The sequence below is a fragment of the Arthrobacter sp. Rue61a genome (assembly GCF_000294695.2).
GTDB classification, from domain to species: domain Bacteria; phylum Actinomycetota; class Actinomycetes; order Actinomycetales; family Micrococcaceae; genus Arthrobacter; species Arthrobacter aurescens_A.
Map to the genome: position 1 here is coordinate 141,534 of NC_018531.1, position 25,014 is coordinate 166,547.

The window sequence follows — 25,014 nt, forward strand, 5'->3', positions numbered from 1 at the left end:
TGCTGTGACTCATTTCGACGACGACGACGACCTCGCCGCCGCCCACGGTTCCGCCGCGGGCTCCAAACACGACCATAAAGTGGACCGTCCGCGCATTGAAGCGGCTGTCCGTGAGATCCTCCTGGCGATAGGTGAAGACCCCGAGCGCGGAGGCCTCCTGGACACGCCCAAGCGTGTGGCCAAGGCATATGCGGAGATGTTTGCAGGGCTGCATCAGCACCCGGTGGATGTCCTGTCCACCACGTTCGACCTCGACCATGAAGAGCTTGTCCTTGTGAAGGACATTCCTTTCTACTCGACGTGCGAGCACCACTTGGTCCCGTTCCACGGAGTGGCGCATGTTGGTTACATTCCGTCACATGACGGAAAAGTGACCGGCCTGAGCAAGTTGGCACGGTTGGTGGACATCTATGCGCGGCGGCCGCAGGTGCAGGAGCGCCTCACCACGCAGATCGTTGAAGCGCTGGTGACGCACCTCAACCCGCGCGGCGCGATTGTCGTCGTCGAATGTGAACACATGTGCATGTCCATGCGCGGCATTCGCAAGCCCGGCGCAAAGACCGTCACCAGTGCGGTGCGCGGTCAACTCCATGACCCGGCCACCCGCGCCGAGGCCATGAGCCTCATACTCGGAAGGTAAGCACTATGGACTCCCTCGCTGCAGCACCCGGAACCGGCCCGGCCACAAGCCCGTTGTCGATTCTCCGCAAACCGCGCCCCGCGGCCAGGTTCGAGGACCTGCCAACGGACCGCACGCTCGTCATGGGAATCCTCAATGTCACCCCGGATTCCTTCAGCGACGGTGGCACGCACCGGACACCGGACACCGCCATCGCGCTCGGCCTGCGCATGTTTTACGCAGGCGCAGACATCATCGACGTCGGGGGTGAGTCCACTCGCTCCGGCGCTGAACCGGTTTCCCCTGAGGAAGAACAGCGCCGCGTCCTCCCCGTGATCCAGGCACTGGTGAAGGCAGGAGCGCTGGTCAGCATTGACACAATGCACACGTCCACGGCTGCCGCTGCCATCGAGGCAGGCGCTGCCATCATCAACGATGTTTCCGGCCTGACGATTGAACCGGACATGCCAGAGCTCGTTGCCCGGACCAAGGTTCCGTACATCCTGACTCATCGCCGCGGCGACGCCCTGACCATGGACAGCCTCACGGACTACAACAACGTCACGGAGGACGTGGTGGCTGAGATCAGCGGCGTCCGCGACAAGCTTTACGCAGCTGGCGTTGCGCCGGAGCAGATCATCATCGATCCCGGCGTCGGTTTCTCCAAGAACGAGGACCAGAACTGGGAGATCCTCAAGAACCTGGACCAGCTTTTCTCGCTGGGCCACAAGGTGATGGTTGCGGCTTCCCGCAAACGGTTCCTCGGTTCGCTTCTCACGGTGGCAGGTAAGTCCGCTGCGCCTCTGGAACGCGATGCTGCCACCGCTGCCATTACCGCTTTGAGCGCCACTAAGGGCGCTTGGGCTGTCCGCGTTCACGACGTCGGCCCCAGCCTTGACGCCGTCAAGGTCGCCGCCCGCATTTCCCGCTGATTGGATATCGCTGTGGACAGGATCACGCTGACCGGCGTCACCGCCGTCGGTTATCACGGAGTGTTCGATTTCGAACGCCGTGACGGCCAGCCTTTCGTTGTGGACGCCGTGTTGTACACGGACTTCACCAAAGCGGCTGAGACGGACGATCTCCAGTACACGGCCCACTACGGCGAGGTGGCTGAACTGATCACCAAGCACATCGAGGGCGAGCCTTTGAACCTCATAGAGGGCTTGGCTGTCAGGATTGCCGAGGGCATCCTCGAGAACTACCAGGTTGCCGCCGTCGATGTCACCGTCCACAAGCCCAAGGCCCCCATTGAGGTGCCTTTTGGCGACGTCACGGTCAGCGTCCACCGGGAGAGATCATGACGTCCGGCTATACCAAGGTCATCCTGGCTCTTGGCAGCAACCTGGGGGAGCGGAACGACACCCTGTCCACTGCCGTTGCGGATCTGGTGGACCCGCCGGAGGTGCGCCTCTTGGGTGTGTCGCCGGTGGTGCAGACCAAGGCCGTCGGCGGTCCGGAGGGCCAACCAGATTTCCTGAACATGGTCATGGCTGTGGAGACGACATTGGCGCCTTTGGAGCTCCTGAAGCACTGCCACGCGGTGGAACAGAAGCATCACCGCACCCGCGAGGTGCGCTGGGGCCCAAGAACGCTTGACGTGGACATCATCGTGTTCGGTGACGTGCTCAGCGACGATCCCGTTCTGACCATTCCGCATCCGCGGGCAGCTGAGCGTGCTTTCGTGCTTTACCCGTGGTCCTTACTTGAGCCGCACGCCACGCTGAATGGCGAAAGCGTGGCTGAACTGGCCGCCGTCGCCGCTGACATGCCGGACATCCGGCGCTTCGACGGCTTCGGTGACGTTGCCGGTGTGCCTGCGACGGGAGCTGTGGAGCAGCCATGAAAGCAATGCGCCCCGTAGTTCTGGTGCTCATCGCCGTCATCGCTGCCGTCATTGGATGGTTGGCCACGGTCACTACCAACCGTTTCAGCATGCCAACACCGGTGCTGCCGGTTTCGGCGCTCGTCACCATGGCTGTCATCGCGGTGCTGACGCTCATCATGGGCATCCGTGTCCTGCGTTGGCGCAACGGCAAGAAGAAGAACCTGCTCAATCCGATCTTGGCGGCAAGGACCCTGATTCTTGCCCAGGCCTGCGCTTACGCCGGGACGCTGCTCCTTGGCTGGCATGCGGGGATCACGGTGGATCTTCTCCGAATAGGTGGTTTGCGCGGGGGCGAAGGAATCCTGTGGAACGCCGTGCTGATGGGCGGCGGTGGCGTGGTGATGGTTGTGGTCGGACTTGTGGTGGAGCGGTTCTGCCGGATCCCGCCAGAGGATCTGGAAGGCGGTACCGCCGGACCGGAAACCCGTCGCGGCGAAACTAAAGGTGAAGGCGAGTATGCATACCGAGGCGATTGATCCTCCCGGCGTCCAGTGGCTGCGGGTATCCCCCAAGTACGTCACGGTGCGCTTGGTGGAGTGGGCCATCGGCAACGTAGTGATGTTGGCGGTCCTTAGTTTGCCTCTCATTTTCGTGCTGCTCGGCTGGTGGCGTTGGCCGCCGTTGTGGCTTGCCATCACGGTTCCGGCGGTGATGCTGGTGTTGGCGCTGTGGCGGCTGGTTCTGATTCCCCGCCAAGTACGTGCAATCGGCTATGCCGAGCGCGACGACGACCTCCTCATCCGCCGTGGCATCTTCTTCCAACGGACCATGGTGGTCCCGTACGGTCGGATGCAATATGTGGACGTTGCGGTTGGTCCCGTTGAACGCAGCTTGGGACTGTGCACGCTGAAACTTCACACGGCGTCGGCTGGAACCAATGCGCACCTGCCTGGTCTTCCTTCTGCAGAAGGGGCACGCTTGCGCGAACAGCTTTCGGCTCGCGGAGAAGCCAGGTTGGCCGGGCTGTGAGCCTGGAGAGCAACGCAACTGCGAGCCTCCCGGGGAAGCCGGAACCAACCGTCGACGGCGGCTGGAACCGCGTCCACCCTGCGTCACCGTTCGTTCGGGGCTGGGTGGCGCTTGCCGCCGTCGGGTTCTTCTTTGGCCGCGATGCTTTCGAGCGGATGCTGCAGGGCCGGGATTTCGTGGACCCGAACCTCAACGGTCGGGTGCCGTGGCTCTTGGCTGGCGGCGCCGTGGTGCTTCTGTTGACCGTTGGCGGTTTCATTCTTAGCTGGTACTTCACGCGCTACCAGGTGGCCGAGGGGTATGTCCGCGTCAACACCGGCTTCCTGTTCAAGCAGCAACGGCAGGCCCGCTTGGATCGCGTTCAGGCTATCGACATTGTGCAACCACTTTTGGCGAGGATCTTTGGGCTCGCTGAACTCAAGTTTGAAGTTGCCGACGCCGGCGAGTCGGCAGTGCGGCTCGCTTACCTCCCGCTGGATAAGGCCAAGCAGTTGCGTGCCACCATTCTTGCGCGGGCGGCCGGCGTGGTCAGCGGGCCCGAGACGGCAGAGGAAGTTCCTGAAGCTCCGGAGCACGTGGTGCTGTCAGTGCCGCCGTCCCGGCTGGTCGGGTCCCTGCTGCTGAGCGAGCAGACCGTCGGAATCCTGGTCGGCGCGGCAGTGGTGGTTGCTGTGTCCGTTTTCACGCAGAACCAGACGCTTTTCCTGGCACTGATTCCCGGCATTCTGGGTATCGGCGCCGCGTATTGGAGCTCCTTCAACAAGGGCTACAACTTCACTGCCGCAATCTCGCCGGATGGGATCCGCCTTCGATACGGCCTTTTGGACACGCAGGCGCAGACCTTGCCGCCCGGCCGCATCCAGGCGCTGATGGTGACGCAACCGCCCCTGTGGAGGATCTTCGGCTGGTACCGCATACATGTCAACGTTGCCGGTTACGGGGTTTCAGCCAGCACGGAGGGCACTTCCCGCACCATGTTGCTGCCTGTTGGCATGAAGTCCGATGTCCTGCGGATGATGTCGTTGGTGTTGCCTGATCCGGGAGTTGAGGATCCGGAACGGGTGTTCTCTGCGGGGTTGGATGGTTTGGGGCCGGCTGGAGCTGGTTCGGCACTGGTGGACGGCTTCACCACCACTCCCCGCCGCGCACGTTTGTTGGCCCCGCTTGGATGGCGACGCAACGGCTTCCTTGCCACTAAGACTGCGTTGCTAATCCGGTCCGGCCGCTGGTGGCACACGCTTGTGATGGTTCCGCATCAACGGACGCAGTCCATGGCACTGCACCAAGGTCCGTGGGCGAGGCGCTTCAAGGTGGCCGATCTTGTCCTCCACACCACGGCCGGGCCGGTTTCCCCACGGGTGTTCCAAGCCGACGTCACCCAGGCGGTGGAGCTTTTCGACCAGCAGGCGGCCCGTGCCCGGGAAGCACGGAAGCGGCAAACCAGCGAACAATGGCTGGCTCAGGTAGCTCCGCAGGCTCCGGAGGTCGCAGCCACACTTAACGAACAACCCGCGCAGCCGGAACCACCCCGCACTTCACCCCAACGGGAGGACCGCCACGATGGCTAGGCCAGGACGACTCGGCGTCGGGATCATCGGCGCCGGCAAGGTGGGTGCCGTGTTGGGTGCCGCCCTGCGCGCGGCCGAGCACGCCGTCGTCGGGGTTTCTGCTGTATCCGAAGCGAGCCGCGAGCGTGCGGAAAACCTGCTTCCCGGCGTACCGATCCTGGAGATACAGGACATCGTGGAACGCTCGGAGCTCGTTTTGCTTGCCGTCCCGGACGACGCCCTCGGCGAGTTGGTGGCGGGGTTGGCCAAGCTCGGTGCGTGGCAGCCCGGCCAACTGGTTGCGCACACCTCAGGCCGGTTCGGCGTCGGTATTCTCAACCCGGTCCGCGCGGTCGGCGCGATTCCACTGGCGCTTCACCCTGCGATGACCTTCACGGGCATGAGCTTGGACCTGACCCGTCTCATGGATTGCACGTTTGGTGTCACGGCGGATGCTGCCATGCTGCCGATCGCCCAGGCACTGGTGGTGGAGATGGGCGCGGAGCCGGTGGTGATTGCCGAGGCCGATCGCACCATCTATCACGCATCACTAGCGCACAGCTCGAACCATATGGTCACGCTGGTGGCGCAGGCATCGCAGATGCTGCGGGAGATCGGCGTCGAAAACCCGGAGTCCATGCTCGGTCCGCTGTTGCGCGCGACGCTGGAAAACGCTCTAGCGTCCGGCGAGTCTGCGCTGTCCGGTCCTGTAGCACGCGGGGATGTGGGTACCGTTTCTGCGCATGCTCAGGCACTGAAAGAGTACGACGGCGGTGCTGGCGGCGATGTCCTTTCGGCTTACCAGGCCATGGCACGGGCGACTGCCCGCAGGGCTGGAAACCGCGGACTGCTGCGCCCCGAACAACTGACCGAGATTGACGAGGCCTTGGGCGCCGAACCCGAGGCACCGGAAGGAAACTGAACAGCATGGCCATCAAACTCGTGACCACCGCGGCGGAACTGCGGGCTGAGAGTGCCCGGCTCCTGGCAGCCAAAGGTGGAAATTCGCAGGGACTTGTACCCACCATGGGTGCTTTGCATTCGGGCCATGCTGCGCTGGCCCGGACCGCTGTGGCGGAAAACGACGTAGTGGTGGCCACCATATTCGTGAACCCACTGCAGTTCGGCGACGCCGTGGACTTGGACCGCTACCCGCGCACGCTCGACGCCGACATGGCACTGCTCGATGCCGAGGGCGTTGACTTGGTGTTCGCGCCGTCCGTGGACGAGGTGTATCCCGGCGGCCAGCCCTTGGTGCGGGTGACATCCGGTCCGCTGGGTGAAAAGTGGGAAGGGGCCTCCCGCCCGGGACATTTTGACGGAGCCCTCACCGTGGTGGCCAAGCTGTTGCACTATGGGCTCCCCGGAGGTGCTGCGGCGGACGGCACGACGGCGGCCTACCGGGCCTATTTTGGCCAGAAGGACGCGCAGCAGTTGGCCTTGGTCAAGCGGATGGTCTCGGACCTGAACTTCCCGGTGGAGATCATTCCTGTGCCAATCGTTCGCAGTGAGGACGGATTGGCGCTCTCCAGCCGCAACAGGTTCCTTTCCGACGCGGAACGCGATGCCGCGTTGGTGTTGTCGCGGGCTCTGCGCCTGATCGAGTCCCGCGCGAACGCGCACGAACCGCTCCACCTCGATTCCGCCGTCGCACTGGTCGAATCCCAGCCGCTTGTGGAACTGGACTACTTCGACGTCGTGGATCCTGCCACGCTGGAGCCTCTCGCGGAGAACTGCAAAGAGACTCCGTTCCGTGGTGAAGGTTTGGCGATTATCGCCGCCAAGGTGGGGGCAGTCCGGCTCATCGACAACGCTCCGTTGTTCTCCTAACGTTTGGAATTTTTCTGCTGACGGGAATTGGATGGGCGTTTAGACTGTTTTAGTCTTCACCGGCACAGATCGCCGGACACCAAATCCAAACCTTGGGGAATCCTCATGTCTACCGACGTCACGTCCGACGCCAACGGCAAGCCTGAATCCAGCGCTTCCGGCTCTGTCACCTCCACGGAGGCGGCGCCCCCGCAGGCGCCGGCGGTCAAGGCGCCCGTGTCCCAGGCGCCCGTGTCCGGGAAGATGTCACGCGAATCAGTGACGGTCATTGTCACGCTGCTGGTGGCAACCTTCGTGGTGATCCTCAACGAGACCATCATGAATGTCGCCCTGCAGCGCCTCATGACGGATCTGCAGGTGAGCGCGTCCACTGTGCAGTGGCTGGCCACGGGCTTCATGCTGACCATGGCAGTCGTCATCCCCACCACGGGCTTCATCCTGCAACGGATGAGTACGCGCGGGGCGTTCATGCTGGCCATGGGACTCTTCAGCGGCGGAACGTTGCTGGCCGCACTGGCGCCGGGCTTCCTGGTGTTGCTGCTGGCGCGCATAGTACAAGCAGGTGGTACTGCCATCATGCTGCCGCTGCTGATGACCACCATCCTCACGCTGGTGCCGATGTCCAAGCGCGGTGCCGTCATGGGCAACGTCAGCATTGCCATCTCGGTTGCACCTGCCATGGGGCCAACCGTTTCCGGCATCATCCTGGACCACTTCTCCTGGCGCTTCATGTTCGTGTTCGTGCTGCCCGTTGCCCTGGCGGCGTTCGCGATCGGCGCCAAGTACCTCACCAACGTGGGCGAACGGGAGAAGACCACGCTGGACGTGCCTTCTGTCATCCTTACCGTCCCCGCCTTTGGTGGGCTGGTTTACGGTTTGAGCCAGATCGGTGGAGCTGAGGCCGGCGTCGTTCCCGTCATCGCGTTGGTAGTGGGAGTTCTCTGCCTTGCATTGTTTGTCTTCCGGCAGCTCAAGCTCCAGAAGTCCGACTCCCCGCTGTTGGATCTCCGCGCCTTCAAGTTCCGCATGTTCACCGTTTCCACGCTGCTGATGGTCGTTGCCATGATGGCCCTGTTCGGCGGCGTGATCCTGTTGCCGTTGTACCTCCAGAACACCCTGCACCTTCAGCCTTTGGAGACCGGACTGGCTCTGCTGCCAGGTGGTTTGGCCATGGGCTTGCTGGGGCCGGTTATCGGGCGGATCTTCGACAAAGTGGGTCCCCTGCCGCTGACTGTAACGGGCTCAGTACTTATGGTCCTGACCCTGTGGCAGTTCTCGCGCCTTGATGAAGCCAGCTCCCTCGGGTGGGTCGTCGCGCTTCACGTCACCTTGAGTCTCGGACTGGCCCTGCTGTTTACTCCGGCATTCACCACTGGCCTGAACCCGCTGCCGCCGCACCTTTACTCCCACGGTTCAGCGATTATCAGCACGGCCCAGCAGGTTGCGGGTGCTGCCGGGACTGCGCTGCTCGTGTCCATCTATGCTGTGGTTTCTGCATCCTCCGGTTTGGTGGCCGGCATGCAGGCAGCATTCCTGGCTGCGACCGTTATCGCGGTGGCTGCAGTAGTCCTGGGCGCCATGATGCGCAAGACGGAAGGTGCCGGAGGCCACGGAGGTCACTGACCTTGGTTAGCCACCCCTCCCTTCGGACGCTCTCTCACTTCCCTCGGGTTTGAGGGGGACGTTCTCTCACATCCCTCGGGTTTCAGCTCAGCGCTCTCTCACTTCGGTGGGGGAGCGTTGCTGTTTAACGGCGGGGTGGCCGTCTGGTTGTGAGGTTCGACGGCGGTGGCTGGGTTTGGGGTTTTGGTGGCAGGTGGGTGACGGCGCGTTATCCCCTGCGCGCTCGGTGGTGCCTCCTGGCGGGGCGCTCTGCCTGATAGCCGCCACCCCCTTTTGGACGCTCTCTCACATCCCTCGGGTTTGAACGCGTCGCTCTCGCACTTTTGGTGGGGGTGCGTTGGTGCTTAAAGGGTTCGACGGCGGCGTGTTGGGTTGTTGGGTTTGCCGGCCGGTGTCCGGTGGTTGGTTTGTGTGACGGGCTTCACGGAAACTTGTCGTTGTCGTTTTGGGGTGGTTGGGGGGTGGTTTGTGGTTGTTTTCCTTGTGTTTGCGGTGTTTTTGGGTGGTGTTGGGGTGGATTTGGTGTGGGGGTTGGGCGCGTGTAAAGTTATTCGAGTCGCCGCCGCTGATGCGGAAAGTTAGCGACAATCTCCCTTTCAAATCACCGGTTCCGGTTGTGCTTTTGTGTGCTTCTGGTTGGTGGGGGAGGCCTGTGGCTGGTTTGCTTTGTGCGGCTGGTTCGGGTAACTTTGAAAAGTTGCTCCGGAGCGATCCTGGGCCCCTGTGTGGGGGTTTTGGTGGTGCCGGTTAGTGTCTGTTGTTTGAGAACTCAATAGTGTGCCAAGTTTGTTGATACCGATTGTTTTATCAATTGGTTGAATTTATGCCGGATTGTCATGCACCCCCGTGTGTGGTGGTCTGGTTTTCAGCTGGTTTCGAATTTTGTGCAGCCGTGGTCGCCGTTATTTCCGGTGGGTGTGGTTGTGTCTGTTTGATTTGTTTTTCTTCAACGGAGAGTTTGATCCTGGCTCAGGATGAACGCTGGCGGCGTGCTTAACACATGCAAGTCGAACGATGATCCCTGGCTTGCTGGGGGGATTAGTGGCGAACGGGTGAGTAACACGTGAGTAACCTGCCCTTGACTCTGGGATAAGCCTGGGAAACTGGGTCTAATACCGGATACGACCATCTGGCGCATGTCATGGTGGTGGAAAGCTTTTGTGGTTTTGGATGGACTCGCGGCCTATCAGCTTGTTGGTGGGGTAATGGCCTACCAAGGCGACGACGGGTAGCCGGCCTGAGAGGGTGACCGGCCACACTGGGACTGAGACACGGCCCAGACTCCTACGGGAGGCAGCAGTGGGGAATATTGCACAATGGGCGCAAGCCTGATGCAGCGACGCCGCGTGAGGGATGACGGCCTTCGGGTTGTAAACCTCTTTCAGTAGGGAAGAAGCGAAAGTGACGGTACCTGCAGAAGAAGCGCCGGCTAACTACGTGCCAGCAGCCGCGGTAATACGTAGGGCGCAAGCGTTATCCGGAATTATTGGGCGTAAAGAGCTCGTAGGCGGTTTGTCGCGTCTGCTGTGAAAGACCGGGGCTCAACTCCGGTTCTGCAGTGGGTACGGGCAGACTAGAGTGCAGTAGGGGAGACTGGAATTCCTGGTGTAGCGGTGAAATGCGCAGATATCAGGAGGAACACCGATGGCGAAGGCAGGTCTCTGGGCTGTAACTGACGCTGAGGAGCGAAAGCATGGGGAGCGAACAGGATTAGATACCCTGGTAGTCCATGCCGTAAACGTTGGGCACTAGGTGTGGGGGACATTCCACGTTTTCCGCGCCGTAGCTAACGCATTAAGTGCCCCGCCTGGGGAGTACGGCCGCAAGGCTAAAACTCAAAGGAATTGACGGGGGCCCGCACAAGCGGCGGAGCATGCGGATTAATTCGATGCAACGCGAAGAACCTTACCAAGGCTTGACATGAACCGGAAAGACCTGGAAACAGGTGCCCCGCTTGCGGTCGGTTTACAGGTGGTGCATGGTTGTCGTCAGCTCGTGTCGTGAGATGTTGGGTTAAGTCCCGCAACGAGCGCAACCCTCGTTCTATGTTGCCAGCGCGTTATGGCGGGGACTCATAGGAGACTGCCGGGGTCAACTCGGAGGAAGGTGGGGACGACGTCAAATCATCATGCCCCTTATGTCTTGGGCTTCACGCATGCTACAATGGCCGGTACAAAGGGTTGCGATACTGTGAGGTGGAGCTAATCCCAAAAAGCCGGTCTCAGTTCGGATTGGGGTCTGCAACTCGACCCCATGAAGTCGGAGTCGCTAGTAATCGCAGATCAGCAACGCTGCGGTGAATACGTTCCCGGGCCTTGTACACACCGCCCGTCAAGTCACGAAAGTTGGTAACACCCGAAGCCGGTGGCCTAACCCTTGTGGGGGGAGCCGTCGAAGGTGGGACCGGCGATTGGGACTAAGTCGTAACAAGGTAGCCGTACCGGAAGGTGCGGCTGGATCACCTCCTTTCTAAGGAGCTGCTAACAACTGGTTGCTGCGCCTGCATGGGTGTGGTGGTGGTTGTCAGTGTTGCCCATTGCGCAGGCGTCTGTTCTGCGGTGGGTGCTCATGGGTGGAATATCAACGAATCAAACTTGTTTGGCATGGCCTTCACCGGTTGTGTCCTGGTGCCAGTACGGCAACCTGTGCCCCTTGTGGGTGTGGTGTTGTTTGGAACGCTGCCGGGGTGCGGGTGTGTGGGGTTGTGTTTGGCGCACTGTTGGGTCCTGAGGCAACAGGACCTTTTTGCAGCAATGCATGGGGGCATCTTCTGGTGTTTCTTTTGTTCCTGCTTCCGGTAGCACTGTTCATCGTGCACGGCCCCGCTGTGGTGTGGGTTGTGGTGGGTGGTGGTCTGGTTGACGGGGTTGTTGTTTGAGAACTACATAGTGGACGCGAGCATCTAGAACACACACGTGGCTGATCCCTTTTTTGGGGTTGGTGTGTGTGTTCTTACAGCAATTTCTTATGAATGAACCTGGCCCTTGTGGTCATGGTTCTCTCGAATAGATGATGCATGATCGGATGAGAGTCCGGTCTGTGTGTGGTCAAGTTTTTAAGGGCACACGGTGGATGCCTTGGCATTAGGAGCCGAAGAAGGACGTAGGAATCTGCGATAAGCCTGGGGGAGTTGATAACCGAGCGTTGATCCCAGGATGTCCGAATGGGGAAACCCCGCACAACGCTGCAAGGTGATTGTGTGACCCGCATCTGAACACATAGGGTGCGTGGGGGGAACGCGGGGAAGTGAAACATCTCAGTACCCGCAGGAAGAGAAAACAATAGTGATTCCGTTAGTAGTGGCGAGCGAACGCGGATCAGGCTAAACCGTTTCCATGTGTGATAGCCGGCGGGCGTTGCATGGGCGGGGTTGTGGGACTTTCCGTTCTGGTTCTGCCGGACCAGTGAGGTGAGGTGCAGGCATAGGTGAACGGTCTTGAAAGGCCGGCCAGAGAGGGTGTGAGCCCCGTAACCGTAATGTTGTGCACGGCCTGGGGAGTATCCCAAGTAGCACGGGGCCCGAGAAATCCCGTGCGAATCTGTCAGGACCACCTGATAAGCCTAAATACTTCCTAATGACCGATAGCGGACCAGTACCGTGAGGGAAAGGTGAAAAGTACCCCGGGAGGGGAGTGAAACAGTACCTGAAACCGTGTGCTTACAATCCGTCGGAGCCAGTCTGATTCTGGTGACGGCGTGCCTTTTGAAGAATGAGCCTGCGAGTTAGTGTTACGTCGCGAGGTTAACCCGTGTGGGGTAGCCGTAGCGAAAGCGAGTCTGAATAGGGCGAGTGTAGTGGCGTGATCTAGACCCGAAGCGGAGTGATCTACCCATGGCCAGGTTGAAGCGACGGTAAGACGTCGTGGAGGACCGAACCCACTTCAGTTGAAAATGGAGGGGATGAGCTGTGGGTAGGGGTGAAAGGCCAATCAAACTCCGTGATAGCTGGTTCTCCCCGAAATGCATTTAGGTGCAGCGTTGCGTGTTTCTTGCCGGAGGTAGAGCTACTGGATGGCCGATGGGCCCTACAAGGTTACTGACGTCAGCCAAACTCCGAATGCCGGTAAGTCAGAGCGCAGCAGTGAGACTGTGGGGGATAAGCTTCATAGTCGAGAGGGAAACAGCCCAGACCACCAACTAAGGCCCCTAAGCGTGTGCTAAGTGGGAAAGGATGTGGAGTTGCGAAGACAACCAGGAGGTTGGCTTAGAAGCAGCCATCCTTGAAAGAGTGCGTAATAGCTCACTGGTCAAGTGATTCCGCGCCGACAATGTAGCGGGGCTCAAGTACACCGCCGAAGTTGTGGATTTCACATAATGCCCTAGCCTTCGTGGTTCAGGGGTGTGGAGTGGTAGGGGAGCGTCGTGTGGGCAGTGAAGTCGCGGTGGAAACCAGCGGTGGAGCCTACACGAGTGAGAATGCAGGCATGAGTAGCGAAAGACGGGTGAGAAACCCGTCCGCCGAATGATCAAGGGTTCCAGGGTCAAGCTAATCTGCCCTGGGTAAGTCGGGACCTAAGGCGAGGCCGACAGGCGTAGTCGATGGACAACGGGTTGATATTCCCGTACCGGCGAAAAACCGCCCATGCCAAGCGGGGGATACTAACCGCCCGGAGCCTGCCCGCTCACCCTTGTGGTGTTGTGGGTTTTGGCCGAGCGCGGGACCTGATCCCGGGAGGTAAGCGTATTAACAGGTGTGACGCAGGAAGGTAGCCGGGCCGGGCGATGGTTGCCCCGGTCTAAGGATGTAGGGTCAGGGATAGGCAAATCCGTTCCTGTGTGCTTCGAGCACGATCCTGAGATCTGATGGGACCCCCGTTCGGGGGGATCCGGTGATCCTATGCTGCCAAGAAAAGCATCGACGCGAGGTTTTAGCCGCCCGTACCCCAAACCGACACAGGTGATCAGGTAGAGAATACCAAGGCGATCGAGAGAATTATGGTTAAGGAACTCGGCAAAATGCCCCCGTAACTTCGGGAGAAGGGGGGCCTGCCCCGTGATGGAGACTTGCTCTCCGTGAGCGGGTGTGGGCCGCAGAGACCAGGGGGAAGCGACTGTTTACTAAAAACACAGGTCCGTGCGAAGTCGCAAGACGATGTATACGGACTGACTCCTGCCCGGTGCTGGAAGGTTAAGAGGACCGGTTAGCCCTTACGGGCGAAGCTGAGAATTTAAGCCCCAGTAAACGGCGGTGGTAACTATAACCATCCTAAGGTAGCGAAATTCCTTGTCGGGTAAGTTCCGACCTGCACGAATGGAGTAACGACTTCCCCGCTGTCTCAACCATAAACTCGGCGAAATTGCAGTACGAGTAAAGATGCTCGTTACGCGCAGCAGGACGGAAAGACCCCGAGACCTTTACTATAGTTTGGTATTGGTGTTCGGAGTGGCTTGTGTAGGATAGGTGGGAGACGTTGAAACCCGGACGCCAGTTCGGGTGGAGTCATCGTTGAAATACCACTCTGGTCACTTTGGACATCTAACTTCGGCCCGTGATCCGGGTCAGGGACAGTGCCTGATGGGTAGTTTAACTGGGGCGGTTGCCTCCTAAAAAGTAACGGAGGCGCCCAAAGGTTCCCTCAGCCTGGTTGGCAATCAGGTGTCGAGTGTAAGTGCACAAGGGAGCTTGACTGTGAGAGAGACATCTCAAGCAGGGACGAAAGTCGGGACTAGTGATCCGGCGGTACATTGTGGAATGGCCGTCGCTCAACGGATAAAAGGTACCTCGGGGATAACAGGCTGATCTTGCCCAAGAGTCCATATCGACGGCATGGTTTGGCACCTCGATGTCGGCTCGTCGCATCCTGGGGCTGGAGTAGGTCCCAAGGGTTGGGCTGTTCGCCCATTAAAGCGGTACGCGAGCTGGGTTTAGAACGTCGTGAGACAGTTCGGTCCCTATCCGCTGCGCGCGCAGGAAATTTGAGAAGGGCTGTCCTTAGTACGAGAGGACCGGGACGGACGAACCTCTGGTGTGTCAGTTGTACTGCCAAGTGCATCGCTGATTAGCTACGTTCGGATGGGATAACCGCTGAAAGCATCTAAGCGGGAAGCTCGCTTCAAGATGAGATTTCCATACACATTATGTGTGAGAGGCCCCCAGCCAGACCACTGGGTTGATAGGCCGGATGTGGAAGCGAGGACTAAAGACTCGTGAAGCTGACCGGTACTAATAGGCCAACAACTTACACCACACAACACACTGCACGCGTCCACTATGTGGTTCCCGAACAACAACCGTTCCAGGAACCAACAACTAAATACACAACACCACAGTTGTAACCCAAAGATTTCCCACCCCCACCCAGGACAACCTGGCACGGGGTTCGGGTAACAGAGTTACGGCGGTCATAGCGTGGGGGAAACGCCCGGTCCCATTCCGAACCCGGAAGCTAAGACCCACAGCGCCGATGGTACTGCACCCGGGAGGGTGTGGGAGAGTAGGACACCGCCGGACAACCATTCACGGGAAGCCCCGACCACCACGGTCGGGGCTTCCCGCATTTAACACCCGTTTCCACAAACCCCCACCACCCCGGGGGCTTCACCCATTTAAAGTGACTGGAGCCAGCTCGGAAAAGGGGTAGAGGGCCTGTTCGATGGGTAGCGGCATGCGGACAAGTCCCGCCGGGATACCGTAAGGCTCGTAGTACCTGTCAGCGATCCCGTACCTGTTGTCCTGCACATGCTTGAAGGTCAGTGCGAATGCGCCTTTTCGCCCGTCTTGGTCGAGCTGCTCCAGGTAGCAAGCAAAACGCTCGCGGTACTCTTGAAGGCCCTGTCCACCTGCAGCCCAATCCTTATGCGAAGACTTGAAGAACCTATTGAGCCGACGGCGTTGCTTACCGGCCAGCACGCGTAGGCTTTCGGGCAAGGCAATGCCTTCCGTTGATGCGGCCAAGCTATTCATCCCCCCACTGGTGGTACGAGTTTGATGAAGGTGGCTTCCGTAGCCTTGAGGACGTCGATGTTGTCCGAGAGGTTGCAAGCCTGTTGTCGGGCAATTTCTCATCAGAGATCCGCAATCTCGCCACTAGGGTCCCCCCAGCCGACTTAGGCATTTTACGCATCATATAAGCCAGGTCTGACATGCTGGAGCTAAAGCTGTGAGAGCGGGGGCCTCCCCCAACACCTTCTTATGCGCCGGAAGTTTTCGCTGCCTTTGCGGCGGCCTTAGCCGCTTGCTTGCTGGCACGCACTTTGACCAAGGACTCTGGGTCCACAATGTCGGCGACCGAGAGGTAGGAGCCTTCCTCACCGTAATGGCCGGCTGCTTCCCGCCATCCGTCCGCCTTCAGGTCGCATTGTTTGCCCAGCAATGCCAGGAAGATCTTTGCTTTCTGTTCGCCAAAGCCTGGCAGGGCCTTGAGGCGACGGAGTACTTCAGGGCCGTCGGGGTTTCCGCTGGTCCAGATAGCGGCCGCGTTTCCGTCCCACTCCCGATGCACTGTTTCGGCGAGGGCTTGGACTCTTGCCGCCATGGAGCCTGGGAACCTATGGACGGCAGGCCGTTCCTTGAAGACTTCTACGAAGCCGGCGGGGTCGTACTCCGCGATAGTGCCGGGCTCCAAAGAGCCCAAGCGGGTGCGGATCTTCTCCGGACCAGCGAAAGCCGACTCCATGGTGACTTGTTGATCGAGCAACATACCCGTCAACAACGCAAAGGCGTCGTCACTGAGTAGTTGGTCCGCGGCGGCATCTCCTGTGATGTGCAGTTCCATGGGTCCCATCCTCCCACCGTGCTGCGGGTCCGTCATCGGGCGTCCGGTTGGCGTCGCTGTGCCTTGGATTCTTGGCAAGTGCGCCGTGGATTGTTGGGGTTCGACGGCGGTGTGGTGGGGGTTTTGGGGGTGGTTGGGGTGGGGTTGGGGGTGGATTTGCGTTGGGGGTGTGGGGCGTGTATTGTTTTCTGAGTCGCCGGGTGCGAAACGGAAAGCCGGAAGGTGTGTACGGTTCGGTAGGCGGCCAAAAAATAACTCTTCTTTTCCAATGGCCCTGTTGGGTGCGCTGCTTTGTGGTGTGCTGTGGGTGATGTTTTGGGGGGTCTGTTGTTTGAGAACTCAATAGTGTGCCAAGTTTGTTGATACCGATTGTTTTATCAATTGGTTGAATTTATGCCGGATTGTCATGCACCCCCGTGTGTGGTGGTCTGGTTTTCAGCTGGTTTCGAATTTTGTGCAGCCGTGTTCGCCGTTATTTCCGGTGGGTGTGGTTGTGTCTGTTTGATTTGTTTTTCTTCAACGGAGAGTTTGATCCTGGCTCAGGATGAACGCTGGCGGCGTGCTTAACACATGCAAGTCGAACGATGATCCCTGGCTTGCTGGGGGGATTAGTGGCGAACGGGTGAGTAACACGTGAGTAACCTGCCCTTGACTCTGGGATAAGCCTGGGAAACTGGGTCTAATACCGGATACGACCATCTGGCGCATGTCATGGTGGTGGAAAGCTTTTGTGGTTTTGGATGGACTCGCGGCCTATCAGCTTGTTGGTGGGGTAATGGCCTACCAAGGCGACGACGGGTAGCCGGCCTGAGAGGGTGACCGGCCACACTGGGACTGAGACACGGCCCAGACTCCTACGGGAGGCAGCAGTGGGGAATATTGCACAATGGGCGCAAGCCTGATGCAGCGACGCCGCGTGAGGGATGACGGCCTTCGGGTTGTAAACCTCTTTCAGTAGGGAAGAAGCGAAAGTGACGGTACCTGCAGAAGAAGCGCCGGCTAACTACGTGCCAGCAGCCGCGGTAATACGTAGGGCGCAAGCGTTATCCGGAATTATTGGGCGTAAAGAGCTCGTAGGCGGTTTGTCGCGTCTGCTGTGAAAGACCGGGGCTCAACTCCGGTTCTGCAGTGGGTACGGGCAGACTAGAGTGCAGTAGGGGAGACTGGAATTCCTGGTGTAGCGGTGAAATGCGCAGATATCAGGAGGAACACCGATGGCGAAGGCAGGTCTCTGGGCTGTAACTGACGCTGAGGAGCGAAAGCATGGGGAGCGAACAGGATTAGATACCCTGGTAGTCCATGCCGTAAACGTTGGGCACTAGGTGTGGGGGACATTCCACGTTTTCCGCGCCGTAGCTAACGCATTAAGTGCCCCGCCTGGGGAGTACGGCCGCAAGGCTAAAACTCAAAGGAATTGACGGGGGCCCGCACAAGCGGCGGAGCATGCGGATTAATTCGATGCAACGCGAAGAACCTTACCAAGGCTTGACATGAACCGGAAAGACCTGGAAACAGGTGCCCCGCTTGCGGTCGGTTTACAGGTGGTGCATGGTTGTCGTCAGCTCGTGTCGTGAGATGTTGGGTTAAGTCCCGCAACGAGCGCAACCCTCGTTCTATGTTGCCAGCGCGTTATGGCGGGGACTCATAGGAGACTGCCGGGGTCAACTCGGAGGAAGGTGGGGACGACGTCAAATCATCATGCCCCTTATGTCTTGGGCTTCACGCATGCTACAATGGCCGGTACAAAGGGTTGCGATACTGTGAGGTGGAGCTAATCCCAAAAAGCCGGTCTCAGTTCGGATTGGGGTCTGCAACTCGACCCCATGAAGTCGGAGTCGCTAGTAATCGCAGATCAGCAACGCTGCGGTGAATACGTTCCCGGGCCTTGTACACACCGCCCGTCAAGTCACGAAAGTTGGTAACACCCGAAGCCGGTGGCCTAACCCTTGTGGGGGGAGCCGTCGAAGGTGGGACCGGCGATTGGGACTAAGTCGTAACAAGGTAGCCGTACCGGAAGGTGCGGCTGGATCACCTCCTTTCTAAGGAGCTGCTAACAACTGGTTGCTGCGCCTGCATGGGTGTGGTGGTGGTTGTCAGTGTTGCCCATTGCGCAGGCGTCTGTTCTGCGGTGGGTGCTCATGGGTGGAATATCAACGAATCAAACTTGTTTGGCATGGCCTTCACCGGTTGTGTCCTGGTGCCAGTACGGCAACCTGTGCCCCTTGTGGGTGTGGTGTTGTTTGGAACGCTGCCGGGGTGCGGGTGTGTGGGGTTGTGTTTGGCGCACTGTTGGGTCCTGAGGCAACAGGACCTTTTTGCAGCAATGCATGGGGGCATCTTCTGGTGTTTCTTTTGTTCCTGCTTCCGGTAGCACTGTTCATCGTGCACGGCCCCGCTGTGGTGTGGGTTGTGGTGGGTGGTGGTCTGGTTGACGGGGTTGTTGTTTGAGAACTACATAGTGGACGCGAGCATCTAGAACACACACGCTTTGGTGTGTGTGTTCTTACAGCAATTTCTTATGAATGAACCTGGCCCTTGTGGTCATGGTTCTCTCGAATAGATGATGCATGATCGGATGAGAGTCCGGTCTGTGTGTGGTCAAGTTTTTAAGGGCACACGGTGGATGCCTTGGCATTAGGAGCCGAAGAAGGACGTAGGAATCTGCGATAAGCCTGGGGGAGTTGATAACCGAGCGTTGATCCCAGGATGTCCGAATGGGGAAACCCCGCACAACGCTGCAAGGTGATTGTGTGACCCGCATCTGAACACATAGGGTGCGTGGGGGGAACGCGGGGAAGTGAAACATCTCAGTACCCGCAGGAAGAGAAAACAATAGTGATTCCGTTAGTAGTGGCGAGCGAACGCGGATCAGGCTAAACCGTTTCCATGTGTGATAGCCGGCGGGCGTTGCATGGGCGGGGTTGTGGGACTTTCCGTTCTGGTTCTGCCGGACCAGTGAGGTGAGGTGCAGGCATAGGTGAACGGTCTTGAAAGGCCGGCCAGAGAGGGTGTGAGCCCCGTAACCGTAATGTTGTGCACGGCCTGGGGAGTTTCCCAAGTAGCACGGGGCCCGAGAAATCCCGTGCGAATCTGTCAGGACCACCTGATAAGCCTAAATACTTCCTAATGACCGATAGCGGACCAGTACCGTGAGGGAAAGGTGAAAAGTACCCCGGGAGGGGAGTGAAACAGTACCTGAAACCGTGTGCTTACAATCCGTCGGAGCCAGTCTGATTCTGGTGACGGCGTGCCTTTTGAAGAATGAGCCTGCGAGTTAGTGTTACGTCGCGAGGTTAACCCGTGTGGGGTAGCCGTAGCGAAAGCGAGTCTGAATAGGGCGAGTGTAGTGGCGTGATCTAGACCCGAAGCGGAGTGATCTACCCATGGCCAGGTTGAAGCGACGGTAAGACGTCGTGGAGGACCGAACCCACTTCAGTTGAAAATGGAGGGGATGAGCTGTGGGTAGGGGTGAAAGGCCAATCAAACTCCGTGATAGCTGGTTCTCCCCGAAATGCATTTAGGTGCAGCGTTGCGTGTTTCTTGCCGGAGGTAGAGCTACTGGATGGCCGATGGGCCCTACAAGGTTACTGACGTCAGCCAAACTCCGAATGCCGGTAAGTCAGAGCGCAGCAGTGAGACTGTGGGGGATAAGCTTCATAGTCGAGAGGGAAACAGCCCAGACCACCAACTAAGGCCCCTAAGCGTGTGCTAAGTGGGAAAGGATGTGGAGTTGCGAAGACAACCAGGAGGTTGGCTTAGAAGCAGCCATCCTTGAAAGAGTGCGTAATAGCTCACTGGTCAAGTGATTCCGCGCCGACAATGTAGCGGGGCTCAAGTACACCGCCGAAGTTGTGGATTTCACATAATGCCCTAGCCTTCGTGGTTCAGGGGTGTGGAGTGGTAGGGGAGCGTCGTGTGGGCAGTGAAGTCGCGGTGGAAACCAGCGGTGGAGCCTACACGAGTGAGAATGCAGGCATGAGTAGCGAAAGACGGGTGAGAAACCCGTCCGCCGAATGATCAAGGGTTCCAGGGTCAAGCTAATCTGCCCTGGGTAAGTCGGGACCTAAGGCGAGGCCGACAGGCGTAGTCGATGGACAACGGGTTGATATTCCCGTACCGGCGAAAAACCGCCCATGCCAAGCGGGGGATACTAACCGCCCGGAGCCTGCCCGCTCACCCTTGTGGTGTTGTGGGTTTTGGCCGAGCGCGGGACCTGATCCCGGGAGGTAAGCGTATTAACAGGTGTGACGCAGGAAGGTAGCCGGGCCGGGCGATGGTTGCCCCGGTCTAAGGATGTAGGGTCAGGGATAGGCAAATCCGTTCCTGTGTGCTTCGAGCACGATCCTGAGATCTGATGGGACCCCCGTTCGGGGGGATCCGGTGATCCTATGCTGCCAAGAAAAGCATCGACGCGAGGTTTTAGCCGCCCGTACCCCAAACCGACACAGGTGATCAGGTAGAGAATACCAAGGCGATCGAGAGAATTATGGTTAAGGAACTCGGCAAAATGCCCCCGTAACTTCGGGAGAAGGGGGGCCTGCCCCGTGATGGAGACTTGCTCTCCGTGAGCGGGTGTGGGCCGCAGAGACCAGGGGGAAGCGACTGTTTACTAAAAACACAGGTCCGTGCGAAGTCGCAAGACGATGTATACGGACTGACTCCTGCCCGGTGCTGGAAGGTTAAGAGGACCGGTTAGCCCTTACGGGCGAAGCTGAGAATTTAAGCCCCAGTAAACGGCGGTGGTAACTATAACCATCCTAAGGTAGCGAAATTCCTTGTCGGGTAAGTTCCGACCTGCACGAATGGAGTAACGACTTCCCCGCTGTCTCAACCATAAACTCGGCGAAATTGCAGTACGAGTAAAGATGCTCGTTACGCGCAGCAGGACGGAAAGACCCCGAGACCTTTACTATAGTTTGGTATTGGTGTTCGGAGTGGCTTGTGTAGGATAGGTGGGAGACGTTGAAACCCGGACGCCAGTTCGGGTGGAGTCATCGTTGAAATACCACTCTGGTCACTTTGGACATCTAACTTCGGCCCGTGATCCGGGTCAGGGACAGTGCCTGATGGGTAGTTTAACTGGGGCGGTTGCCTCCTAAAAAGTAACGGAGGCGCCCAAAGGTTCCCTCAGCCTGGTTGGCAATCAGGTGTCGAGTGTAAGTGCACAAGGGAGCTTGACTGTGAGAGAGACATCTCAAGCAGGGACGAAAGTCGGGACTAGTGATCCGGCGGTACATTGTGGAATGGCCGTCGCTCAACGGATAAAAGGTACCTCGGGGATAACAGGCTGATCTTGCCCAAGAGTCCATATCGACGGCATGGTTTGGCACCTCGATGTCGGCTCGTCGCATCCTGGGGCTGGAGTAGGTCCCAAGGGTTGGGCTGTTCGCCCATTAAAGCGGTACGCGAGCTGGGTTTAGAACGTCGTGAGACAGTTCGGTCCCTATCCGCTGCGCGCGCAGGAAATTTGAGAAGGGCTGTCCTTAGTACGAGAGGACCGGGACGGACGAACCTCTGGTGTGTCAGTTGTACTGCCAAGTGCATCGCTGATTAGCTACGTTCGGATGGGATAACCGCTGAAAGCATCTAAGCGGGAAGCTCGCTTCAAGATGAGATTTCCATACACATTATGTGTGAGAGGCCCCCAGCCAGACCACTGGGTTGATAGGCCGGATGTGGAAGCGAGGACTAAAGACTCGTGAAGCTGACCGGTACTAATAGGCCAACAACTTACACCACACAACACACTGCACGCGTCCACTATGTGGTTCCCGAACAACAACCGTTCCAGGAACCAACAACTAAATACACAACACCACAGTTGTAACCAAAGATTTCCCACCCCCACCCAGGACAACCTGGCACCGGGGGACGGGTAACAGAGTTACGGCGGTCATAGCGTGGGGGAAACGCCCGGTCCCATTCCGAACCCGGAAGCTAAGACCCACAGCGCCGATGGTACTGCACCCGGGAGGGTGTGGGAGAGTAGGACACCGCCGGACAACCATTCACGGGAAGCCCCGACCACCACGGTCGGGGCTCCCCGCATTTAACACCCGTTTCCACAAACCCCCCACCCCTTCAAACAACAAACCCCGCTAACCCACACACTCCAACACCGCTTCCACAACATGACTGCGCTGGTTATCCGTGCGAAAGACCAGGTACTCGGTGATGGGCTGGAGAGGGTCTGCGAAGTCGAGCAGCACCAGACGAGGATCGTCGTTGAATTCGTCCTCGGCAATCACACCAATTCCAAGGCCGGCGATGACGGCAGCGTGGACCGCTTCCCTGCTGTCCGTCTCAAGTACTTCTGTGGGTTGGAGGTGTGCGTCCGAGAGTGCCCGCTCGATGGATCTGCGCGTAACCGAGCCGATCTCACGGATGATCAATGGATGGGTTACCAGCTCACGGAGACGAATGACCTTTGCGCCGGCAAGGGCATGATCGTGTCTCACAAACGCCACCAGGTCCTGTGTGCCCAGTGCACGGGCAGTGAGGTCGGGGTGGGGTGTTTCATCAGCGATGATGCCCACCTCCACTGTTCCAGCGAGTACGCGTTGGCGGATTTCCGCAGAGTTACCGCTCACGAGTTGAATGCTGACTCCGGGATTCCGTCGGCGAAAGGTGCTGAGGACACCCACTGCGTTGATAGGTGCGTCTGTGCCGAAGCGCAGTTCGCCCTGCATGACGTTCCGTGCTTTGGCCAAGACGGCCTCGGCTTCCAGCTCAGCAGCGAACAAGGTGGATGTCACCTGAAGAAGCCTGCTTCCCAGCGGGGTCAGTTCAACCGATCTCCCTGCACGCTGCAGCAGGCGGACGCCGTGGTTCCTCTCAAGGAGACGAACCTGTTCCGACAGCGTCGGCTGGCTGACGTTCGCTGCTGCAGCAGCTGCCACGTAGCTGCCATAGGTGGCCACTTGGTGGAACGCCCTCAGGTGGGTGAGATTCATAGGCATGTCCTAAGTCTTCTATAGATGTGGATGGCTGTCCCTATGAGTTATCTTCTGAGCCAAGTACCGTCGTCGACGTGATGAATGAACCCCACGTACTTGTTGTCGGCATAGACGGCGTCCGCTTTGACTCGCTTGGGGCAGCAGCCACCCCCGCCCTGGACCGGATTGCCAGGGAGGGCTTCCTGACGCCCGTGCGCGTCCACGAGAAGAATGCAACGATCTCCGGCCCGGTGTGGGCCACGGTGGCCACGGGTGTGTATGCGGACCGGCATAGGGTGACGGGCAACAGCCACCACCCCGTCGAACTCAGCGCCTTTCAAGACTTCACCGAAGTTCTCCGCGCGGCCCGTCCTGAGTTGCAGACCATGATCGCCGCCAGTTGGCACCCTCTCGCGACCCGCACGGAATGCGGACCTCTCTTTTCCTCCCGGGGGTGGGTGCCGATGCCGGACCCCGAAGAAGCAAACGACGCCGACAGTTGGGTTCGTGCCGACGACGCCGTGGCGGAGTATGCGGCACGACGCTTGAAGACCGAGAACCTGGCCATCTCTTTCGTCTACTTTGGCGAGGCCGACGTCGAGGCCCACAACAACGGAACGGGCGCCGGATACATTTCGGCTATTGAACGGTGTGACTCCCGCCTGAACGCCTTGCTCGAAGCAATTGAGGCAAGGCCCAACCGGCACGACGAAGACTGGACCATCATTGTCCTCACCGACCACGGCCACCTCGATGCTGGCGGCCACGGCGGAGAGACCGATGTTGAACGAACCGCGTGGATGGCTGCCAGCGGCACAGGCCTGTCCTCAGGGAGCACAGCCGTGAACCACGCGGACATCTTTCCTCATACACTCGCCATCTTCGGCGTCGCAGTAAGGGGCTCCGACGGTGTACCTTTCGGAGCCAGACAAGAAGCACGGCACGAAACCCTCCAAGGCCCCCGGCTGAACACAGCGCCAGCCAGCCCCCACAACGCAGCAGGCTCCCGTTGACCCTCGCGGTAACGGCGGCCGTTCTCTTGGCGGCGGTCATGCACAGCGCGTGGAATGCCATTGCCAAGGCCATTCCGGACCGGCTCGCGTCATCCACCATGATTGCCGTGGCCTATGGGGCCTGTGGCGTCATCGGGGCTGCCGTCTTCGGGATTCCCCTGCAGCAGTCATGGCCATATGTGCTTGCTTCGGCAGTTCTCCAGACGTGTTATCTCATCCTGCTCACCACGTCCTACAAACATGGGGACTTCTCCCAGGTCTACCCGTTGGCCCGTGGTCTTGCCGTTCTCTTGGTCACCGGAATTGCCACGACATTCCTGGCGGAGAGGCTGAGCTTCTGGCAGTTGGCGGGCGTAGCTGTTGTTGCGGGTTCCCTGCTGAGCCTGGCCCTCGTAAGGCAAAACGTGTCAGCCACCACAGACGGAAACCGCAAGGGTCCCTTTTTCGCTGTGCTCACGGGCGTGGCCATCGCGGCTTATACCTTGCTGGACGGTGTCGGAGTCCGGGTCTCAGGGCAGTCGATGGCCTATATATCGTGGCTGTTTCTGCTTCAAGGCCTACTGATTCCCGTGGTGTGCTGGCGTATGGCAAAGGACCGCCGCACGTTCCCGCAAAGGGTGGCACGGTACTGGAAGCCGGGCTTCATTGGCGGGTTGGTGTCCATGCTGGCCTATGGAATTGTGGTGTGGGCGCAGAGCCTGGCGCCTTTGGCCTTGGTGTCCGCCCTGCGAGAGACCAGTGTCCTTCTGGCAGGAATCATCGGTGCAGTGTTCTTCAAGGAAAAGTTCAGCCGGCTGCGTGGCGCCCTCACGGTGGTGGCGGTGGCCGGTATTGCCGCCATCCAGCTAGGTTAGATCGCCGCCGGAACAAAGGCA

General features: G+C 59.2%; 15 protein-coding genes and 6 rRNA genes. 18 read left to right on the forward strand and 3 right to left on the reverse strand.

Features of this window, described 5'->3' with window-relative positions; translation table 11 throughout:
• Positions 1-4: 4 nt before the first annotated feature.
• The 13 genes from folE to rrf (ARUE_RS00755) all read left to right on the forward strand — a co-directional run bounded on the left by folE (position 5) and on the right by rrf (ARUE_RS00755) (position 14,927).
• A complete protein-coding gene (gene folE, locus ARUE_RS00695; RefSeq protein WP_011772915.1) occupies positions 5-640 on the forward strand; it encodes a GTP cyclohydrolase I FolE in 636 nt (211 codons plus the stop codon).
• Between the two features lie 5 nt (positions 641-645).
• Positions 646-1,551, forward strand: a complete 906-nt coding sequence (gene folP, locus ARUE_RS00700; protein WP_014920371.1) for a dihydropteroate synthase — start codon at positions 646-648, stop codon at positions 1,549-1,551.
• A 12-nt stretch (positions 1,552-1,563) separates the two neighbouring features.
• A complete protein-coding gene (folB, locus tag ARUE_RS00705) occupies positions 1,564-1,923 on the forward strand; it encodes a dihydroneopterin aldolase (protein ID WP_011772917.1) in 360 nt (119 codons plus the stop codon).
• Positions 1,920-2,465: a 2-amino-4-hydroxy-6-hydroxymethyldihydropteridine diphosphokinase gene (gene folK, locus ARUE_RS00710; RefSeq protein ID WP_014920373.1), complete on the forward strand. Its 546-nt coding sequence runs from the start codon at positions 1,920-1,922 to the stop codon at positions 2,463-2,465. The genes folB and folK overlap by 4 nt, the downstream gene beginning before the upstream one ends.
• On the forward strand, positions 2,462-2,983 hold the full coding sequence (locus ARUE_RS00715; protein WP_011772919.1) for a DUF3180 domain-containing protein: 522 nt from the start codon (positions 2,462-2,464) through the stop codon (positions 2,981-2,983). The genes folK and ARUE_RS00715 overlap by 4 nt, the downstream gene beginning before the upstream one ends.
• Positions 2,964-3,476 (forward strand): PH domain-containing protein, encoded by a 513-nt coding sequence (locus tag ARUE_RS00720; protein ID WP_011772920.1) that lies wholly within the window; start codon positions 2,964-2,966, stop codon positions 3,474-3,476. Before ARUE_RS00715 ends, ARUE_RS00720 begins: the two co-directional genes overlap by 20 nt.
• On the forward strand, positions 3,473-5,044 hold the full coding sequence (locus ARUE_RS00725; RefSeq protein ID WP_014920374.1) for a PH domain-containing protein: 1,572 nt from the start codon (positions 3,473-3,475) through the stop codon (positions 5,042-5,044). Before ARUE_RS00720 ends, ARUE_RS00725 begins: the two co-directional genes overlap by 4 nt.
• The gene (locus tag ARUE_RS00730) at positions 5,037-5,945 is read left to right on the forward strand and encodes a Rossmann-like and DUF2520 domain-containing protein (protein WP_014920375.1); all 909 of its coding nucleotides are present in this window, start codon (positions 5,037-5,039) and stop codon (positions 5,943-5,945) included. The genes ARUE_RS00725 and ARUE_RS00730 overlap by 8 nt, the downstream gene beginning before the upstream one ends.
• A 5-nt stretch (positions 5,946-5,950) precedes the next feature.
• Positions 5,951-6,853 (forward strand): pantoate--beta-alanine ligase, encoded by a 903-nt coding sequence (gene panC / locus ARUE_RS00735; RefSeq protein WP_011772923.1) that lies wholly within the window; start codon positions 5,951-5,953, stop codon positions 6,851-6,853.
• Between the two features lie 105 nt (positions 6,854-6,958).
• Positions 6,959-8,476, forward strand: coding sequence for a DHA2 family efflux MFS transporter permease subunit (locus ARUE_RS00740; protein ID WP_014920376.1), 1,518 nt, complete (start codon positions 6,959-6,961; stop codon positions 8,474-8,476).
• A gap of 946 nt (positions 8,477-9,422) precedes the next feature.
• A 16S ribosomal RNA gene (locus ARUE_RS00745) occupies positions 9,423-10,945 on the forward strand.
• A gap of 576 nt (positions 10,946-11,521) precedes the next feature.
• A 23S ribosomal RNA gene (locus ARUE_RS00750) occupies positions 11,522-14,664 on the forward strand.
• A gap of 146 nt (positions 14,665-14,810) precedes the next feature.
• Positions 14,811-14,927 (forward strand): 5S ribosomal RNA (gene rrf, locus ARUE_RS00755).
• Positions 14,928-15,014: 87 nt separating this feature from the next.
• Here the strand turns inward: rrf (ARUE_RS00755) and ARUE_RS00760 are convergent.
• Positions 15,015-15,380 carry a hypothetical protein gene (locus ARUE_RS00760; protein ID WP_043469585.1) on the reverse strand — a complete coding sequence of 122 codons (366 nt, stop codon included), beginning with the start codon at positions 15,378-15,380 and terminating at the stop codon, positions 15,015-15,017.
• A gap of 226 nt (positions 15,381-15,606) precedes the next feature.
• Positions 15,607-16,200 (reverse strand): HhH-GPD-type base excision DNA repair protein, encoded by a 594-nt coding sequence (locus ARUE_RS00765; protein ID WP_014920377.1) that lies wholly within the window; start codon positions 16,198-16,200, stop codon positions 15,607-15,609.
• 507 nt (positions 16,201-16,707) lie between these two features.
• Between ARUE_RS00765 and ARUE_RS00770 the strand changes: the two genes are divergently transcribed.
• From ARUE_RS00770 to rrf (ARUE_RS00780), 3 genes are all read left to right on the forward strand, one after another.
• Positions 16,708-18,230: ribosomal RNA gene (locus ARUE_RS00770) — 16S ribosomal RNA — on the forward strand.
• A 557-nt stretch (positions 18,231-18,787) separates the two neighbouring features.
• Positions 18,788-21,930: ribosomal RNA gene (locus ARUE_RS00775) — 23S ribosomal RNA — on the forward strand.
• A gap of 146 nt (positions 21,931-22,076) precedes the next feature.
• Positions 22,077-22,193: ribosomal RNA gene (rrf, locus tag ARUE_RS00780) — 5S ribosomal RNA — on the forward strand.
• Together the 16S, 23S and 5S rRNA genes form the textbook arrangement of a ribosomal RNA operon.
• Before the next feature lie 96 nt (positions 22,194-22,289).
• Here rrf (ARUE_RS00780) and ARUE_RS00785 read toward each other — a convergent pair.
• The gene (locus ARUE_RS00785) at positions 22,290-23,150 is read right to left on the reverse strand and encodes a LysR substrate-binding domain-containing protein (RefSeq protein ID WP_238324461.1); all 861 of its coding nucleotides are present in this window, start codon (positions 23,148-23,150) and stop codon (positions 22,290-22,292) included.
• Between the two features lie 74 nt (positions 23,151-23,224).
• Between ARUE_RS00785 and ARUE_RS00790 the strand changes: the two genes are divergently transcribed.
• Both ARUE_RS00790 and ARUE_RS00795 read left to right on the forward strand, forming a co-directional pair.
• On the forward strand, positions 23,225-24,139 hold the full coding sequence (locus ARUE_RS00790; protein ID WP_014920378.1) for an alkaline phosphatase family protein: 915 nt from the start codon (positions 23,225-23,227) through the stop codon (positions 24,137-24,139).
• Complete coding sequence (locus ARUE_RS00795) at positions 24,136-24,993, forward strand: EamA family transporter (RefSeq protein WP_043469588.1); 858 nt, start codon at positions 24,136-24,138, stop codon at positions 24,991-24,993. The genes ARUE_RS00790 and ARUE_RS00795 overlap by 4 nt, the downstream gene beginning before the upstream one ends.
• The last annotated feature ends 21 nt before the right edge of the window (positions 24,994-25,014 follow it).